The sequence below is a fragment of the Dorea sp. AF24-7LB genome (genome assembly GCF_003478575.1).
GTDB classification, from domain to species: Bacteria; Bacillota; Clostridia; order Lachnospirales; family Lachnospiraceae; genus Dorea_D; species Dorea_D hominis.
Map to the genome: position 1 here is coordinate 213,260 of NZ_QUFR01000001.1, position 15,484 is coordinate 228,743.

The window sequence follows — 15,484 nt, forward strand, 5'->3', positions numbered from 1 at the left end:
ATCTATGTTATATGAATTATCATTTAACTACTGGAACGACGATCCGGCGAATGATGACGAGATAATCCTGGCAGTGTACTCATCCGAAGAGCAGTTAAAGAAAGGGCTGGAGAAATTCAAAAAGCAACCAAGATTTACAGGAAAAGAAGCCTAAAATGGTGAAATATTGAATGATGCTGACAGGATCAAGTGCAAGAATAAGCCTTAGATGAGATAATCTGAAATAAAGTCAAAGAAATTAAGAAGTATTCTAAGCTAAAATTGAAGAAATTCAAGATTAAGTCAATAATTAGCTAGAATAGCTAAGCTTCATTTAAAAAAACTGACATTGAGTCAAAAAGTAGGTAATAGAATAAGTTTTTGATAAGGAGATAATAGTTGGAACCACTGAAAAAGCTACTTATAAATATTTTTGGACCGAAGTCAGATCCATGGACACATGCGAGAGCACTTCGGATAGGTAAGAAAATTTTAAAAGGAATATTTATATTAAATATTGTGTTTTTTGTTTTGGCTGTAAAGTACGGAGGAGATGCGACTTTTGCACTGTGCGGCTGGTTTATAGTCGCAAATTTGATGGTTGTAATAATAATAAAGTTCAAAGATTACAATTTCATTGCCGAAGTAATCATAAATGGAAATGATATTTGTTTTGAATTGCCGGAAGAAGTAATTGTTGTATCAAAAGATGATATAAAAGAAATGATTTATATATTGTATGAAGTGCGTGTTTATCTGAAAAACGGGAAAAGGCTCTATGCCGACCGAAAATTTTGCCCGCCATATGTTGTTGCAGATGGCAGAAAACATCAGGGAATCAGAGCAGAAGACTTTGTGGGTGTAAAATTTATCATGAGGGAAGAAGATACAACGTTTAGAAGATAGTAGAGGTTAGAGAGACAGTTTCCGACTGAAAGCAGAGGAGAAAGCCAATGAGTTTTGTATATAATGATAAAGCATGGCAGATTGTTGAATATAAGAATTTGTATTATATTGAACTGTATACGCGTTCAATCCGTGTTTATAACCAATCATTTGATCAGATATTGAAAAGAGATAATCCGCAGTATTATTATGCGCAGATTTTAGTTGTAGAAGATACATTGTTCGCGATGGGGAAAGATACAACATTTATTGATGTGCTGAAAATACCATCCTTAGAATTAGTGAAAAGGATCAAATGGAATGAGGAACGATATTTTGTACGAAGTGAATCGACAAATATGATATACAATAAGCAGGAACAACTTGTATATTCAGGCTTGTATTCTGATAAAAAAGACACTGCTGTTTTAACGATAATTCATATAAATGAAGATTACAGGGAAGAGGTTGTCTGGCAATCAGAGCATACATATTTATTGCAGATTCTTTATAACAAGAGAAAAAAAGATTACTTGCTGTGTTATAGAAAGATATACGAAGAAAATAGGAGAGAAGTATTCTGGGAGGAGCTGGCATGGCTTAGAAGCGGGAAAATGTTCATGCGCTATGAAATGGAGCAAGATCAGGATTTTTGGGATTATGCATTTGACAGAAAAGAAAAAATTTGGTTTCGTGGATGTTTTGCGCCGGCTTGGAAATCGTATCTGGTAAAATTAGAAGATAGCAGAAAAATGGATAGCTTTAGAAAACTGACCGAAATAAATGATTTGCTTGCATTTTCCGAGGATGGGAAGCGATGCGCTTATGTGATACCGGGGAAGACCTCAAAAGTATACATTTATTCTCTCGAAAAAGAAGCATGTGAGCGGGAAATTACTTTGAAAGATTCAGAGCTTAGCTGGTGTGAAATTCAATTTGTTGGGAATCGGTATATAGCAGTCAGAGGCTGTGATTATATGTTCTGGTATGAGATATGATTCTCCGGTTGTACAACCTGTATATTCCAGCTATAATAAAATTATAGGGAATCCTTTTAATTATGAATTTGAGAACGGAGCACCAGTATGTTCACAAATAGAAAAATCTTGTTGGAACAATATACAGAGATATTGCAAAAAATATATGGAAATCATTTAAGAAGAGTGATTTTGTATGGCTCTTATGCAAGAGGTGATTATACGAAAGATTCTGACATAGATATTATGATTTTGCTGGATATGTCGGATATGGATATTAAGCAGTATCGGCATGACTTGTCTGGGGAGACATTTGAGTTCAATATGGATCATGATCTTGATATTAAGCCGATAGCGAAAAGTGAAATACATTTTCAAAAGTGGGTTGATGTATATCCGTTTTGTACAAATGTAATGAAAGAGGGGGTGAAATTGTTTGAAGCAGCCTAATTTTTACATTGCAACAAAAGACGAAGCGGAAGAACAAATTCAAACAGCAAAAGAATTAATAACATATGTGGAGCAATATGTTTCAACAAAATATAAGAAATAACCAATCTAAAATTAAAGAAAAGGTTGGTTATTTCGTCAAATGAAGAGTTAAAAAAATGACGGAAGAGATATTTACGTCGGGATAGAAATAACCTGCGAGGTACATATGGAGATTACAATCAAATCATACATTAAAGAGAAAGTCAAAATTGAATTATGGCAGTGCAGCCAGAATATTCTGAGTATCGATTTATCGGAAGGCGAAGACTGTGTGACTGACATAGATTTGCCAGAGTATGGCAAGACAGAAATTCTGGTTGCTGTTTCTTACGAAGAGCCAGAAGAAGCAGGCAATTTTCTGGATCATTTTCTGTGGGGATTATACTATTTGCTGGATGGTGATATAGGAAGCCCTCTGGATGGAGAATCTGGTTTGATCGGTACGAAAATATCTGGTGAATTTCGGGAAGATACTGCATTAAAGTTATCATGCGTTGGGAGCAGTCAATCAAAAGGTTATGTCGTTACGATTGAATGTAAAGAAAATTTAGAAAAGTTATATTATCTAAGAGTTGGAAAAGAAGAGCTGGAAAAGAAAGTAAAAGAATGGAAAAAACGAGTATTTTCTGCGTGGCTAATTGTAGCGTTTGTCTTTATATGCGGGATGCTATATGGAATCTTAAGAGTAATTCCGGTTATGAGTATATTCTGCGGTGTTGTGATTTTATTGTTTCTCGTATTATTATGTGTTCGGTTCAGAGATGCTGATAAACAGGTGGAACATTTATACGAGAAGGCAACTGATGAGATATGATTTATAGGAGAAGAATATGAAAAAATATTTTATTCCAATGCAGCACACGCATTCCTGCGTGGCAGGTCTGTATTTTCACGCTGGGAATATAGTTGAGAACAGAAAAAACAGAGGTATTTCACATCTACTGGAACATATGATCTTCCGGCGGTTGGATACGCTGAAGATGAAGGAGCTTTACCGGAATCTGAACAGGCAGGGATTTGATCTGCGTGGTTTTACAAATGAGAAAATGATCGGTTTCTATATTCAGACACCGCTAGAAAAAATTAACGATGCGGCAGATCTTTTGTTAAAAATTCTGCAAAAATATGACTACACGGAAGAGGAAGTAGAAGCAGAAAAGCGTGTTGTATTGCGTCAGATAGATGAGAAATCCGTGTATTTTTTTGATAAGAAGACGCACCGGAAATACTATCGGAACACGCCATTTGCCAAATTAATCATGGGGCGGCAAAAGGATGTTGAGAAGATAGATGCCACTATGGTAAATGAATACAAAAACAAACTGTTCTGCAGTGAAAATGCTGTATTTATCATGACGGGGAATTTCACAAATGAAGTACAGGAGGAAATCAGTCATAAAATCGAGTAAATAGAAGCAGTTGACAATCGACAGGGCATTTATACTTCGGAGATGGAAGATGTGCTCCCGAAACATTTCGGCAAGCGGACGGAGAAAGATGATTTGCTTGTAGATTGCGGCTACAGTCTGTGTGATATGAGTGTTTCTTTTGATATTTTACGGGAATGTAATCCGTTTGCTGTGGATATGCTGATGAACATATTCGTAAATGGAGATGGAGCAAAGTTACAATGGAAATTAAAGGATAAAAAGGGCTGGACAGGAGATGTCTTTGGCAGCATAGAAAATTTTGCAAATTTTGCCAGATTTAAAATTGATTATGCAGTCAAAGAAGAAGATCTGCCAGATTCCATGATCTGTTTTGCTAAGACACTTCAGAAAGCAAAAGAAAATTTATCCGAAAAAGACAGAGAAGAAGTGATTGGATTTCATACATTCCAGCCGGGACTATGGGATGACTCTTGCGAATATAATCAGTATATTGCGGAAAGTGTGTTTACACAGGGTAGTTCTGCATATGAAGTGAAAGAGATTATCCGCCAATATGAAAATGTTACAGTTGAAGAATTAAAACAACTGGCAAATGAGATATTTACGCCGGAAAATATGAGCATCAGCGTTGGCTATGACAGTTGGTACACGAAGAAATCAATTTTGGAAAAGAAATGCCGGAAGATGCGAAAAATACTGGGAGGACAATACTTATGATGAATAAAATATCAATTATTACATTTATAGGAATGATCATTACCGGACTCATATCAGTCGCGGTGTTTCTCGCGCCGGTAAGTGGTTTCCTTATGTATCCGTTTTTTGCGGGCTTCGCAGCACTGCTTGGGATTGTGAGCGCACTGCTTGCAAGAGAACATAAGATTTTGCGCGTATTTGCTATTCTTATAGTGGTAATCCTGGTTGGAACAATATTATGCGATGTAATATTTGTGATTCGCTTTATGACTGGGATGTTTTAGGGAATAGAAAGCTTAAATTGAAAAAATTTCGAAATTAAGCCAAAAATTTTCAAAAAACAGGCTCCGGCGGATTCCCGCCGGAGCCTGCAATCAATATATGCAATTCTACTATACAAACAGCTTAGCTGGCAGCCAGAAAATCGTGTAGCCAGGGAAGCCTCGCAGTCAAGGTCTAGATTGCTCTTGTGTATTCTTTGAGCCATTCTCTTTCCTCATCTGTAAGGTGCGGTCCGATCTTCTCATATACGTCTTTGTGGTAGTTGTTGAGCCATTCTCTCTCGGATTTGGTCATCTCTTCCGGATCAATTCCGTCAAGGTCGATCGGAGCGAAAGTGATCGTCTCGAAGTGCATGAACTGACCATATTTGTTCAGCTCACCTTTTCTTACGATAAATTCATTCTCGATACGGATACCGAATTTACCATCTTCGTAAATACCAGGCTCGTCTGTGATAACCATACCTTCTTCTAACTGATGATGCTCGTTCTTGCTTGGAACAACATACCAGCGGAAGCCTGTCGGTGGCTCGTGAACATTTCCAAGGTATCCGACACCATGTCCGGAACCGCACTGGAAGTCAATGTTCAGGTCCCAGATCGGCTGTCTTACGAGAACATCCAGGTTGTAACCGTGGCATCCGTAGAGGAAGTTTGCACGGGACAGGTTCATCATAGCACGTACAACGGCTGTGAAATATTTCTTCATATCCTGATCGATAGAACCAAGGATGAAAGTACGTGTAATATCTGTAGATCCTTCATAGTATCCACCGCCTGTATCATTCAGGAACATTGCGCCTTCTTTTAATACAACGTCTGTCTCTTTACTCGGAGAATAATGCATCATAGCTGCATGATCTGCAAATGCGCACAGAGGCTCAAAACTGTCGCGGATATATCCTTCCTGAGCTGCTCTTAAGCTTGTCAGCTTGTCAGCAGAACTTAACTCTGTAATATCTTCTTTGTCGTAACGAGTCTTGATCCAGTACATGAATTTTGTAATCGCAATACCATCTTTGATATGCGCTTCTTTGATGTTCTCCAGCTCAACATCATTCTTCATAGCTTTCATAAGAATTGTCGGGTTGGCAGCTTCTACGATCTTGCAAGGAATGTTCTTGTAAAGTGCGTAGTTCATCTTCATCGGATCGATGAGGGCAGTCTCGGAAGCATCCAGTTTTTTAATGTCTTCGTAAATGTCATTGTACGGATGAAGTGTAACATTTACTTTCTTGAACTCTTCCAGAATACGGTCATTTAACTTCGTCTCGTCAACATAGAGATCTACACCGTCCATTCTTACGATAGAGTAAGAGAGCAGTAATGGGAAGAAATCAATATCATCACCACGGACATTTAACAGCCAGCCCGTATCATCCAGAGATGCGATAATATGTACTGTTGCACCATTGTCTTTCATGACTTTGCGGACACGCTCCAGTTTGTGTGCTGAGCTTTCGCCGGAATATTTCTCCTCAAGGAAGAATGCTGGTTTGTCAGAAAGCGGCGGTCTGTCTTCCCAGATCTGGTCGATCAGATCTTCTTCGTAATCAATAGAAATATTCTTCGGTGAAAGAGCATCTTCATATTCTTTTCCTTCATCCATGGAAAGAACACGTCCGTCAAATCCAACCTTTCCGCCTTCCGGAATCTTGTCTGCCAGATATTCTGTAACAGATGGAGTATCCCCAACGAACATTTTCATAAGGCGGACTCCACTGCCTTCCAGTTCGTTTGTAGCCTGGAAGAAATAACGTCCGTCTGTCCAAAGACCTGCATCATCCTGGCATATAACAGCAGTTCCGTAAGAACCACTAAAGCCGGTGATGTATTTTCTGGCTTTGAAATGTTCTCCTACATATTCACTCTGGTGGAAATCGGCTGTTGGAACGACATAGGCATCAATTCCTTTTTCAGCCATCAGAGCACGCAGTTTTGCGATTCTTTCTGATACTTTCATTTGAAAATCCTCCTTAGTATTTAAATCTGTCTATATTTTAACACTTATTAGACTAAAGTACAAACCTGTTTCTGAAATTTTATAGATCATTTTATAGATCTTTTATTATCATTGATTGAAAGCCGGGATGTTTTAGCGTATAATAGACAAAGCGGTATACGAAGAAATATAGACTTATAAATTTGTAAGATGTCAGAGCGGTATACGCAGGAATCAATAGAAGAAAGGGTACAAGACGGAGGAGAGAACATGGTAAAGTATTTATTAGTAGTTGCCGGTGGCCTGATTTTCCTTGCTGGATATTCTTTTATGAAGAAGAATGAAGGCTCCGGTAAGACAATGCGTATCTATGCATTGTTTGCATATGCGGGATTAAGTCTTATCATTCTGGCAGGTGCGAGGGTATTGGATCCAGTATTTGCACAGATGGGAAGCTGGGCCGATAACATACAGCTTGCAGTGCAGGCAGCATGTTTTGTAATCGGAGCAGAAGTTTTATTAAAACCTGCTTTTGAAGACCAGAAAGAGAAACGGACTTCCAAGAAGATCACATCCAGAGGAAGTGTCAGCCAGACGAAGATGACTTATACGCAGTCAAAAAAGAATCATAAGAAGAAGTAAGTTATAAATGGGAATCAGACAAGTGCTGGTTCCCATTTATTGTGTATTGCTATAACAAAAAATTGCTATAACAAAAAGAGTTGTCGTACTAACCGAAGTTAGTAGACAACTCTTTTTATGTACGATATTCAGTTTGAATTATTCGCCTTCAACCATTCTGTCGAACTTCTTAGTAAATGCTAACATGATAACTCCGCAAGCGATGATGATAGCTGTTACTGTACCATAAGCTTTAACGAAGTCGAAGTTTCCGAGCCAGTTATAAAGTGGTCCGTAAGCTTTACCAGAGAAGAAGATGATCAGTGGCCATACACCAAGCATTGTTCCGAGAAGTTTCTTCGGAGAATACTTGCTGATGAAAGCGTTTCCAAGTGGTGAGAAGATAACTTCACCAACAGACATACAAACGGCTGTCAGAATGATTACCCAGATACCAACCGGATGATCAGAGCTCTGTCCTGAAAGAACTGCTGCAAGTACCATGGATGCTGTACAAAGACCAAGTACGATGATTCCTAAAGCTGTCTTTGTGAACATTCCCCAGTCTCCCTGTGGGCGCTGTCTCATCTTAGCCCAGATTCCTGCAAATACAGGGCAAAGGATGATACAAAGCAGACCGTTCATAGAGTCGAACCATGCAGTAGGCATCTCGAAGGAACCGATGTTCCAGTTAGCCCATCCTTGTCCTCCCTGAGAAGCTGGACCGAATTCATAGTAAACAGGCATGTAAACCATGTACCAAATCAGCCAGAAGATTCCAGAGAATAATGTTACGATCAGAATAGCGATAACACGGTTTCTCTCAAGTTTGGTAAGTGGAGCGTTGTCTTTCTCTTTGTCAGCTTTCTCAACATTTTCTGTACGGTTGTCAACCAGGAATGGTTTCTTACCAGCATCGCCGAAGAATCTCATTCCGAATAACCACCATGCACAGTCGATGAACATGAAGATTCCGCAAACGAGGAACATCTCACGATATCCAACGTTAGTACCGACCAGTGACAGGAAAGTTGTTCCGATGAATGATCCGATGTTAACGAATGAGTACTGAAGACTGAATGCAGTATCCAGTTCATCCTGATCAGATGATGGGAACAGACGTCCGTTGATACCAGAAACGTTTCCTTTGAAGAATCCAGTTCCGATAGCGATCAGTACGATCATTACCCAAAGCATTCCAACTCCGTTAGCTTTCCATGCACACAGGTATCCGAGTCCCATAAGAATCTCTCCAACTGGTACAAGAAGACGAGGACTAATCCAGCGGTCAGCGATATATCCACCAATAACTGGTGTGATATAAGTAAACGCTACCAGGTTAGAACTCATTGCAGCACCTACGGATTTGTCTAATCCAAGACCACCCTTTGTTGCAGCGACTACGATAAAGATCGACAGTCCCCACTTAGCAGCATAGTATGCAAGTCTTTCGAATGTGAAAGAGAGGCAGCATACATAGAAGCCAAATGGAAATTTTTTCTTAGTGTTTTCCATGAGTTTCACCCTCCAATTATGAAATTTTTCATGATGTACAAAATGTAGAGACATAAGTTCTAAATTTTGTGCTCTCAATGTTCTATATGATAGCATAACTTAGACTAAAGTACAACCAATTAATTTAAGAAAATGTTAAGTTTTTCATTTTTTGTCGTTTTTTTGACATAAATATGCCATAAAAAGGATAAAAAAACACCCATTTGGTAATGCAAAATGCATAATTGTCAGAAAATTAACGGGGAATATAAAAAAAACGTAAAATGCTTGAATGTTAGTATCTGAACATATATAATGAAACGGATATATTTTACAAAATGATAATAGAAGAAAGATGGGGAAGATTTATGGCAGGACGTTATTGTGTGAAGTATAAGGAATCTCAGAATACATTGCAGAAGATCTGTAAGCTGTTCCGAATGGATGAGAGTGATATTACGCTTAAATTTGTAGTATTTTTCCTTGGAATCCTGATTTTTTATTTTGTTATGAAATTTGGAAATCCTGGCAATGATATGACAAAGTTTGTTGTACGGTATATAATCTGGTGGATTGCAGCTTTTGCAGTTGGTATTACATTAAATCGTACAATCTGGAGAAAGGCTCTGGATGCTACAGCAATCGGAGATGCGGAAGACCAGTTCCTTAGAAGAAATAAACTGAACGGTGGAACTGTATCGACTGAGCTGGATTTTTACGACGATCATTTTGACAGTGTAATGGAAATGAAGACAAGATCCTTTCAGTATGCGAATGTCGTTAAATTACTGGAATCGGAAGATGCATTTGCGGTTGTTGTGAAGACAGAACCGGACAGCAAAGGATCACCGAGAGCAATGTGCGGCTTCCCGAAGGATGCGCTGGAACAAGGAAGTATTGATGAGCTGAGAGCATTTTTATTGGAACGCTGTACGAATATGAGGCGCAAGAAAGTAAAGAAATTTTAAGATATTATTAAAGAACAGGACATGGAGAAGCAATGCAATTGCTTTCCGTGTCCTGTTTATTTATTATGGCGACGAGGAAAAATGCAATATAAAAGTTTATAATTATGCATATTATTAATAGGAAACAACATGTTTGCGCATAAAAACCTATAAAAAGTTGATAAGATTTTAACAAAAATAAAGGAAAATACTTGCAGATTGATGTCGGAAAAGATATAATATAATTGGCTAAAATTTGGTTTTACTTTTCCAAGAAGTATAAACCTTAAAATAAGGAAAATGGAGGGCTGGACTATGGGCAACATGGCAACAGAAAATGCAGCAGGTAATCGTATTTTATCGGTTCTTGATGCAGGAAGCTTTGTTGAGATCGGTGGCGCTATAACAGCAAGAACAACAGATTTCAACATGCAGGACAAAGAAACTCCGGCAGACGGTGTGGTGACCGGATATGGAGTAGTAGACGGTAATTTAGTGTATGTGTACAGCCAGGATGCATCCGTATTAAACGGTGCGATCGGCGAGATGCATGCGAAGAAAATTGCAAACATCTATGATATGGCAATGAAGATGGGAGCGCCGGTGATCGGAATGATCGACTGTGCGGGACTGAGACTTCAAGAGGCAACCGATGCACTGGATGCTTTTGGTAAGTTATATACAAAACAGGCACTTGCATCCGGCGTGATTCCGCAGATTACAGCAATCTTTGGAACATGCGGAGGAGGACTTTCCGTAGTTCCGGCTCTTTCTGATTTTACATTTATGGAAGCAGAGAAAGGAAAGCTTTTCGTAAACTCTCCGAACGCAGTTGCAGGAAATGAGATTTCCAGATGTGATACATCATCTGCAAAATTCCAGAGCGAGAAAGCCGGTCTGGTAGATGTTGCAGAAACAGAAGAAGAGATTCTTGCAGATATCCGTTCTCTCGTATGCATGTTACCTTCTAACAACGAAGATGATGCTTCCTATGAGGCATGCGAGGATGATCTGAACCGTGTATGTGCAGATCTGGCGAATGCAGCAGAAGATACTGCAATCGCACTTGCAGAGATTTCTGATGACCATATTTTCTTTGAGACAAAACGTGATTTTGCGAAAGATATGGTAACAGGATTCATCAAATTAAACGGACTGACTGTTGGCGCCGTTGCCAATCGTTCAAAAGTATATAATGAAGAAGCAGAAGTTGTAGCAGAATTTGACGTATCTTTAACTGCTGACGGAGCAGATAAAGCAGCAGATTTTGTGCGTTTCTGTGATGCATTTGGAATTCCGGTGCTGACTCTTACGAATGTATCCGGATTTGCAGCAAGTGCATACGATGAGACACATCTTGCAAAAGCGGCAGCACGACTGACTTATGCATTTACAGAGGCAACTGTAGCAAAAGTAAATGTCGTGATCGGCAAAGCTTTTGGAAGTGCTTATGTAGCAATGAACAGCAAATCTGTCGGAGCAGATATGGTATATGCGTGGCCACAGGCAGAGATCGGTATGATGGATGCGAAGCTGGCTGCCAAAATCATGTATGCAGATACAGATGCTGAGACAATTAATGAGAAAGCAGCTGCTTATGCAAAGCTTCAGACAAGCCCGGATGCAGCAGCAAGAAGAGGATATGTGGATACGATCATCAATCCGGAAGATACAAGAAAATACATCATTGGCGCATTTGAGATGTTATTTACCAAGAGAGAGGATCGTCCGATGAAAAAACACGGAACAATTTAGAGAGGTGAGGCAAAGTGAAGAAAAAAATTAGCTTAATAATTTGTATGCTTGTAGCTGTATTATGCTTTACCGGTTGTTCCAATTCAGGCAATGAATTGAAGTATGACAAATCTTCTATTAAAGAATCAACAGAGTTTCTGATCAACTATTGCCAGAGTGCAGATGATGCGACGATTCAGCAGTGGGAAGATATGGACGACTTTAATCTGGAATATCAGCTGATGCAGTCAGGACTTCCGTATACAGCAGACGGATTTACCAGTGCACTGGAAAGCTGGCAGTCTGGAATCAAAGAGTGTGGAGCATATGTAAGTCATGGAGATTTCAAATATGAAACTTCCAAAGACGAACTTAAGGTTACAACAGCGGCAAAATTCAAAGACAGAGATGCCACATTGACATTTGTATATAACCAGAAATTAAAACTGGAGAGTATGACAGTTGACGGAAAATATTCCATGGGTGAAGTCCTGGAAAAAGCCGGACTGAATACCGTACTTGGAATGGGAACGGTATTCGTTGTGCTGATCTTTATCTCCCTGATCATTTCTCTTTTCAGATTCATCCCTGCGCTGGAAGAAGCATGGAAGAACAGAGGAAAGAAATCGGCAAAAGAAGCTGAGGCTGTTGTAGTAGAAGAGGCAACACAGAGCGCATCTGCTGAGGCAGAAGATGTTACGGATGATACAGAGCTGGTAGCGGTTATTGCAGCGGCTATTGCAGAATATGAAGGAACAGGCACAGATGGATTTGTAGTAAGAAGCATCAGACGCCGTCCGTCTAATAAATGGAACGCATAGAGAATTTAGGAGGATTGAATCATGAAAAATTATACAATTACAGTAAACGGAAATGTATATGATGTAACTGTTGAAGAGAACGGCGCAGGCACAGCACCTGCAGCAGCACCAAGAGCAGCAGCGCCTAAGGCAGCTCCTAAGACAGCGCCGAAAGCAGCAGCACCTGCGGCTGGAAACGCCGGAAGCATTGAAGTAAAAGCAGGAGCAGCCGGAAAAGTATTTAAGCTGGAAGCAAGTGTCGGACAGAGCGTGAAGAAAGGTGATGCAGTTATCATCATTGAAGCAATGAAGATGGAGATTCCAGTAGTAGCTCCGGAAGACGGAACAGTTGCAAGCATTAACGTAGCAGTTGGAGACGCAATCGAATCCGGTGCAGTTTTAGCTACATTAAACTAATGTGAAACTGATTCCTTATGGAATGAATACGACTGGAGGTTAAGAAATGGAATATATAACATCAACATTGGGAAACCTCGTGCATCAGACAGCTTTTTTCAGTCTCACATGGGGCAATTTGATCATGATTGCTGTAGCATGTTTTTTCCTGTATCTGGCAATCGCGCGGGGGTTTGAACCTTTGCTCCTTGTGCCGATCGCATTCGGTATGCTGCTTGTTAATATCTATCCGGATATTATGCTGCATGCAGAAGATTCGGCAAATGGAACGGGCGGACTTCTGTATTATTTCTTTAAATTAGATGAATGGGCAATCCTGCCGTCTCTGATTTTCCTTGGAGTTGGAGCAATGACAGACTTTGGACCATTGATCGCGAATCCGAAGAGTTTCCTCTTAGGTGCTGCAGCACAGTTTGGTATTTTCGCAGCTTACCTTGGAGCGATGGCATTTGGATTCTCTGATAAAGCGGCCGCGGCTGTATCCATTATCGGTGGGGCGGATGGACCGACTTCCATCTTCCTTGCCGGAAAGTTACAGCAGACAGCAATTATGGGACCGATCGCAGTGGCGGCGTACTCGTACATGGCGCTTGTCCCGATCATTCAGCCGCCGATCATGAAGCTTTTAACAACAGAAGAAGAACGTAAGATCAAGATGGAGCAGTTAAGACCGGTATCCAAACTGGAGAGAATCCTGTTCCCGGTCATCGTTACAATCGTTGTTTGTGTGATCCTTCCTACAACAGCACCGCTGGTAGGTATGCTGATGCTCGGAAACCTCTTCCGTGAATCAGGTGTTGTAAGACAGTTGACAGAGACCGCTTCCAATGCACTGATGTATATCGTAGTTATCTTACTTGGTACATCTGTCGGAGCGACAACAAGTGCGGAAGCATTTTTGAACAAACAGACTATTTTCATCGTTATCCTTGGACTGATTGCATTTATGTTTGGTACAGCAGCCGGAGTATTATTCGGTAAGATCATGTGCAAAGTTACCAGGGGAAAAGTTAATCCGCTGATCGGATCAGCCGGAGTATCCGCCGTTCCAATGGCAGCCAGAGTATCCCAGAAGGTTGGAGCAGAGGCAGATCCTACGAACTTCCTTCTGATGCATGCAATGGGACCGAACGTTGCCGGAGTTATCGGTACAGCAGTTGCGGCCGGAACATTTATGGCGATCTTCGGAGTTTAAGAACCGGATATTTCGTATGATAACGATTGAATACTGATTATATGGAGGAAGAAATAATGGCAGAAATTGAAAAAAAACCAATTAAAATAACAGAGACAATTCTGCGTGACGCACACCAGTCTCTGATTGCCACTCGTATGACAACAGAACAGATGCTTCCGATCATCGACAAGATGGACAAGGTTGGCTATCATTCTGTAGAGTGCTGGGGTGGTGCAACATTTGACGCATCTTTACGTTTCCTGAAAGAAGATCCATGGGAGAGACTTCGTAAATTCCGTGACGGATTTAAGAATACAAAATTACAGATGCTGTTCCGTGGACAGAATATCTTAGGATATCGTCCGTATGCAGATGATGTAGTAGAGTATTTCGTACAGAAATCAGTTGCAAATGGTATTGATGTGATCCGTATTTTTGACTGTTTGAATGACCTTAGAAACTTGCAGACGGCCGTTACAGCAGCAAACAAAGAAAAAGCAGAAGCACAGGTAGCGCTTTCCTATACACTGGGAGATGCTTATACACTGGATTATTGGGTAGATATCGCCAAGAGAATCGAAGATATGGGTGCAAATTCTATCTGTATTAAAGATATGGCGGGTCTGCTCCTTCCGTACAAGGCAACAGAGCTGATCGGTGCATTAAAAGAAGCCACAGACCTTCCGATCCAGCTTCATACACATTATACATCCGGTGTTGCTTCTATGACTTACTTAAAAGCAGTAGAGGCAGGTGTAGATGTCATTGATACTGCAATGTCACCATTTGCAATGGGAACATCACAGCCGGCAACAGAAGTTATGGTTGAGACGTTCAAAGGAACACCTTATGATACAGGTCTGGATCAGAAATTACTTGCGGAGATCGCTGATTACTTCCGCCCGATCCGTGACGATGCATTAGACAGCGGACTGCTGAATCCGAAGAACCTTGGTGTAAATATCAAGACTCTTCTGTATCAGGTACCGGGTGGTATGCTTTCAAACCTGACATCTCAGTTAAAAGAGCAGAATGCAGAAGACAGATACTATGAAGTACTGGAAGAAGTGCCGAGAGTAAGAAAAGACTTAGGTGAACCGCCGCTTGTAACACCGTCTTCACAGATCGTAGGTACACAGGCTGTATTTAATGTACTGATGGGCGAACGTTATAAGATGGCTACAAAAGAGACAAAAGACGTATTAAGTGGTAAATACGGTGCAACTGTAAAACCATTTAACGAAGAAGTGAAGAAGAAAGTATTAGGAGACGATGCTGAGATCATCACATGCCGTCCGGCAGATCTGATTCCGGCAGAATTAGATACACTCCGCAAAGAGTGTGCACAGTGGATCCAGCAGGATGAAGATGTATTAACTTATGCATTATTCCCGCAGGTAGCTGTTGACTTCTTCAAATACAGAGAAGCACAGCAGACAAAGATCGATCCGAATGCTGCTGATACAGAGAACGGAAGTTATCCGGTATAATAACTTCTTTTAATTAAAAATTGTATATTTTATATGCGATGCAGAAGTCCTGTCAGACAATGAAAGTTGTCCGGCAGGACTTTTTCATGTCCTGAAATACCTGGATTCATGTCCAAATGTATAAGAAAATTTTGTGATGTGCTATAATGTGTGATATCGGC

At 40.3% G+C, this 15,484-nt stretch carries 17 protein-coding genes; 15 read left to right on the plus strand and 2 right to left on the minus strand.

All coding sequences use genetic code 11. From position 1 onward, the window contains the following. Positions 1-4 precede the first annotated feature (4 nt). The 8 genes from DWY31_RS13855 (at position 5) to DWY31_RS01085 (ending at position 4,704) form a co-directional block, all read left to right on the plus strand. Positions 5-154 carry a hypothetical protein gene (locus DWY31_RS13855; RefSeq protein WP_158575475.1) on the plus strand — a complete coding sequence of 50 codons (150 nt, stop codon included), beginning with the start codon at positions 5-7 and terminating at the stop codon, positions 152-154. 224 nt (positions 155-378) lie between these two features. Further along, positions 379-885 carry a hypothetical protein gene (locus DWY31_RS01055; RefSeq protein WP_118519309.1) on the plus strand — a complete coding sequence of 169 codons (507 nt, stop codon included), beginning with the start codon at positions 379-381 and terminating at the stop codon, positions 883-885. 47 nt (positions 886-932) lie between these two features. Then, positions 933-1,862, plus strand: coding sequence for a hypothetical protein (locus DWY31_RS01060; RefSeq protein ID WP_021861146.1), 930 nt, complete (start codon positions 933-935; stop codon positions 1,860-1,862). An 87-nt stretch (positions 1,863-1,949) separates the two neighbouring features. Then, a complete protein-coding gene (locus DWY31_RS01065; RefSeq protein WP_118519310.1) occupies positions 1,950-2,291 on the plus strand; it encodes a nucleotidyltransferase domain-containing protein in 342 nt (113 codons plus the stop codon). A gap of 208 nt (positions 2,292-2,499) precedes the next feature. After that, complete coding sequence (locus DWY31_RS01070; protein ID WP_118519311.1) at positions 2,500-3,147, plus strand: hypothetical protein; 648 nt, start codon at positions 2,500-2,502, stop codon at positions 3,145-3,147. Positions 3,148-3,163: 16 nt separating this feature from the next. Then, entirely contained in the window at positions 3,164-3,742 is a 579-nt protein-coding gene (locus tag DWY31_RS01075) for a M16 family metallopeptidase (RefSeq protein ID WP_118519312.1), read from the plus strand. Between the two features lie 51 nt (positions 3,743-3,793). Then, positions 3,794-4,441 (plus strand): insulinase family protein, encoded by a 648-nt coding sequence (locus tag DWY31_RS01080; RefSeq protein WP_118519313.1) that lies wholly within the window; start codon positions 3,794-3,796, stop codon positions 4,439-4,441. After that, positions 4,438-4,704: a hypothetical protein gene (locus DWY31_RS01085; RefSeq protein WP_118519314.1), complete on the plus strand. Its 267-nt coding sequence runs from the start codon at positions 4,438-4,440 to the stop codon at positions 4,702-4,704. The genes DWY31_RS01080 and DWY31_RS01085 overlap by 4 nt, the downstream gene beginning before the upstream one ends. A gap of 172 nt (positions 4,705-4,876) precedes the next feature. Here the strand turns inward: DWY31_RS01085 and DWY31_RS01090 are convergent, their stop codons facing one another. Beyond that, positions 4,877-6,664: an aminopeptidase P family N-terminal domain-containing protein gene (locus DWY31_RS01090; RefSeq protein ID WP_117537244.1), complete on the minus strand. Its 1,788-nt coding sequence runs from the start codon at positions 6,662-6,664 to the stop codon at positions 4,877-4,879. A 249-nt stretch (positions 6,665-6,913) separates the two neighbouring features. Between DWY31_RS01090 and DWY31_RS01095 the strand changes: the two genes are divergently transcribed. Continuing rightward, entirely contained in the window at positions 6,914-7,285 is a 372-nt protein-coding gene (locus DWY31_RS01095) for a hypothetical protein (RefSeq protein WP_117537243.1), read from the plus strand. A 138-nt stretch (positions 7,286-7,423) separates the two neighbouring features. On the opposite strand, the gene DWY31_RS01100 is transcribed toward DWY31_RS01095, so the two are convergent. Next, on the minus strand, positions 7,424-8,779 hold the full coding sequence (locus DWY31_RS01100) for a peptide MFS transporter (protein ID WP_118519315.1): 1,356 nt from the start codon (positions 8,777-8,779) through the stop codon (positions 7,424-7,426). A gap of 347 nt (positions 8,780-9,126) precedes the next feature. Here DWY31_RS01100 and DWY31_RS01105 point away from each other — a divergent pair, with 347 nt between their 5' ends. From DWY31_RS01105 to DWY31_RS01130, 6 genes are all read left to right on the plus strand, one after another. Beyond that, positions 9,127-9,726, plus strand: coding sequence for a hypothetical protein (locus DWY31_RS01105; protein ID WP_118519316.1), 600 nt, complete (start codon positions 9,127-9,129; stop codon positions 9,724-9,726). A 294-nt stretch (positions 9,727-10,020) separates the two neighbouring features. Further along, positions 10,021-11,460 carry an acyl-CoA carboxylase subunit beta gene (locus tag DWY31_RS01110; RefSeq protein ID WP_118519317.1) on the plus strand — a complete coding sequence of 480 codons (1,440 nt, stop codon included), beginning with the start codon at positions 10,021-10,023 and terminating at the stop codon, positions 11,458-11,460. Positions 11,461-11,474: 14 nt separating this feature from the next. Beyond that, positions 11,475-12,260, plus strand: coding sequence for an OadG family transporter subunit (locus tag DWY31_RS01115; protein ID WP_021861136.1), 786 nt, complete (start codon positions 11,475-11,477; stop codon positions 12,258-12,260). A gap of 21 nt (positions 12,261-12,281) precedes the next feature. Beyond that, entirely contained in the window at positions 12,282-12,656 is a 375-nt protein-coding gene (locus tag DWY31_RS01120) for a biotin/lipoyl-containing protein (protein ID WP_118287908.1), read from the plus strand. A 46-nt stretch (positions 12,657-12,702) separates the two neighbouring features. Then, positions 12,703-13,851, plus strand: a complete 1,149-nt coding sequence (locus tag DWY31_RS01125) for a sodium ion-translocating decarboxylase subunit beta (protein WP_117537237.1) — start codon at positions 12,703-12,705, stop codon at positions 13,849-13,851. A 56-nt stretch (positions 13,852-13,907) separates the two neighbouring features. After that, the gene (locus tag DWY31_RS01130) at positions 13,908-15,323 is read left to right on the plus strand and encodes an oxaloacetate decarboxylase subunit alpha (RefSeq protein ID WP_021861133.1); all 1,416 of its coding nucleotides are present in this window, start codon (positions 13,908-13,910) and stop codon (positions 15,321-15,323) included. Positions 15,324-15,484 lie beyond the last annotated feature (161 nt).

Excerpts from the sequence above, each read along its gene's own strand:
- DWY31_RS01105 (WP_118519316.1), top strand. The coding sequence starts at position 9,127 with ATGGCAGGACGTTATTGTGTGAAGTATAAGGAATCTCAGAATACATTG.
- DWY31_RS01100 (WP_118519315.1), bottom strand. The coding sequence starts at position 8,779 with ATGGAAAACACTAAGAAAAAATTTCCATTTGGCTTCTATGTATGCTGC.
- DWY31_RS01130 (WP_021861133.1), top strand. The coding sequence starts at position 13,908 with ATGGCAGAAATTGAAAAAAAACCAATTAAAATAACAGAGACAATTCTG.
- DWY31_RS01090 (WP_117537244.1), bottom strand. The coding sequence starts at position 6,664 with ATGAAAGTATCAGAAAGAATCGCAAAACTGCGTGCTCTGATGGCTGAA.
- DWY31_RS01095 (WP_117537243.1), top strand. The coding sequence starts at position 6,914 with ATGGTAAAGTATTTATTAGTAGTTGCCGGTGGCCTGATTTTCCTTGCT.
- DWY31_RS01125 (WP_117537237.1), top strand. The coding sequence starts at position 12,703 with ATGGAATATATAACATCAACATTGGGAAACCTCGTGCATCAGACAGCT.
- DWY31_RS01085 (WP_118519314.1), top strand. The coding sequence starts at position 4,438 with ATGATGAATAAAATATCAATTATTACATTTATAGGAATGATCATTACC.
- DWY31_RS01060 (WP_021861146.1), top strand. The coding sequence starts at position 933 with ATGAGTTTTGTATATAATGATAAAGCATGGCAGATTGTTGAATATAAG.
- DWY31_RS01075 (WP_118519312.1), top strand. The coding sequence starts at position 3,164 with ATGAAAAAATATTTTATTCCAATGCAGCACACGCATTCCTGCGTGGCA.
- DWY31_RS13855 (WP_158575475.1), top strand. The coding sequence starts at position 5 with ATGTTATATGAATTATCATTTAACTACTGGAACGACGATCCGGCGAAT.
- DWY31_RS01070 (WP_118519311.1), top strand. The coding sequence starts at position 2,500 with ATGGAGATTACAATCAAATCATACATTAAAGAGAAAGTCAAAATTGAA.
- DWY31_RS01120 (WP_118287908.1), top strand. The coding sequence starts at position 12,282 with ATGAAAAATTATACAATTACAGTAAACGGAAATGTATATGATGTAACT.
- DWY31_RS01065 (WP_118519310.1), top strand. The coding sequence starts at position 1,950 with ATGTTCACAAATAGAAAAATCTTGTTGGAACAATATACAGAGATATTG.
- DWY31_RS01110 (WP_118519317.1), top strand. The coding sequence starts at position 10,021 with ATGGGCAACATGGCAACAGAAAATGCAGCAGGTAATCGTATTTTATCG.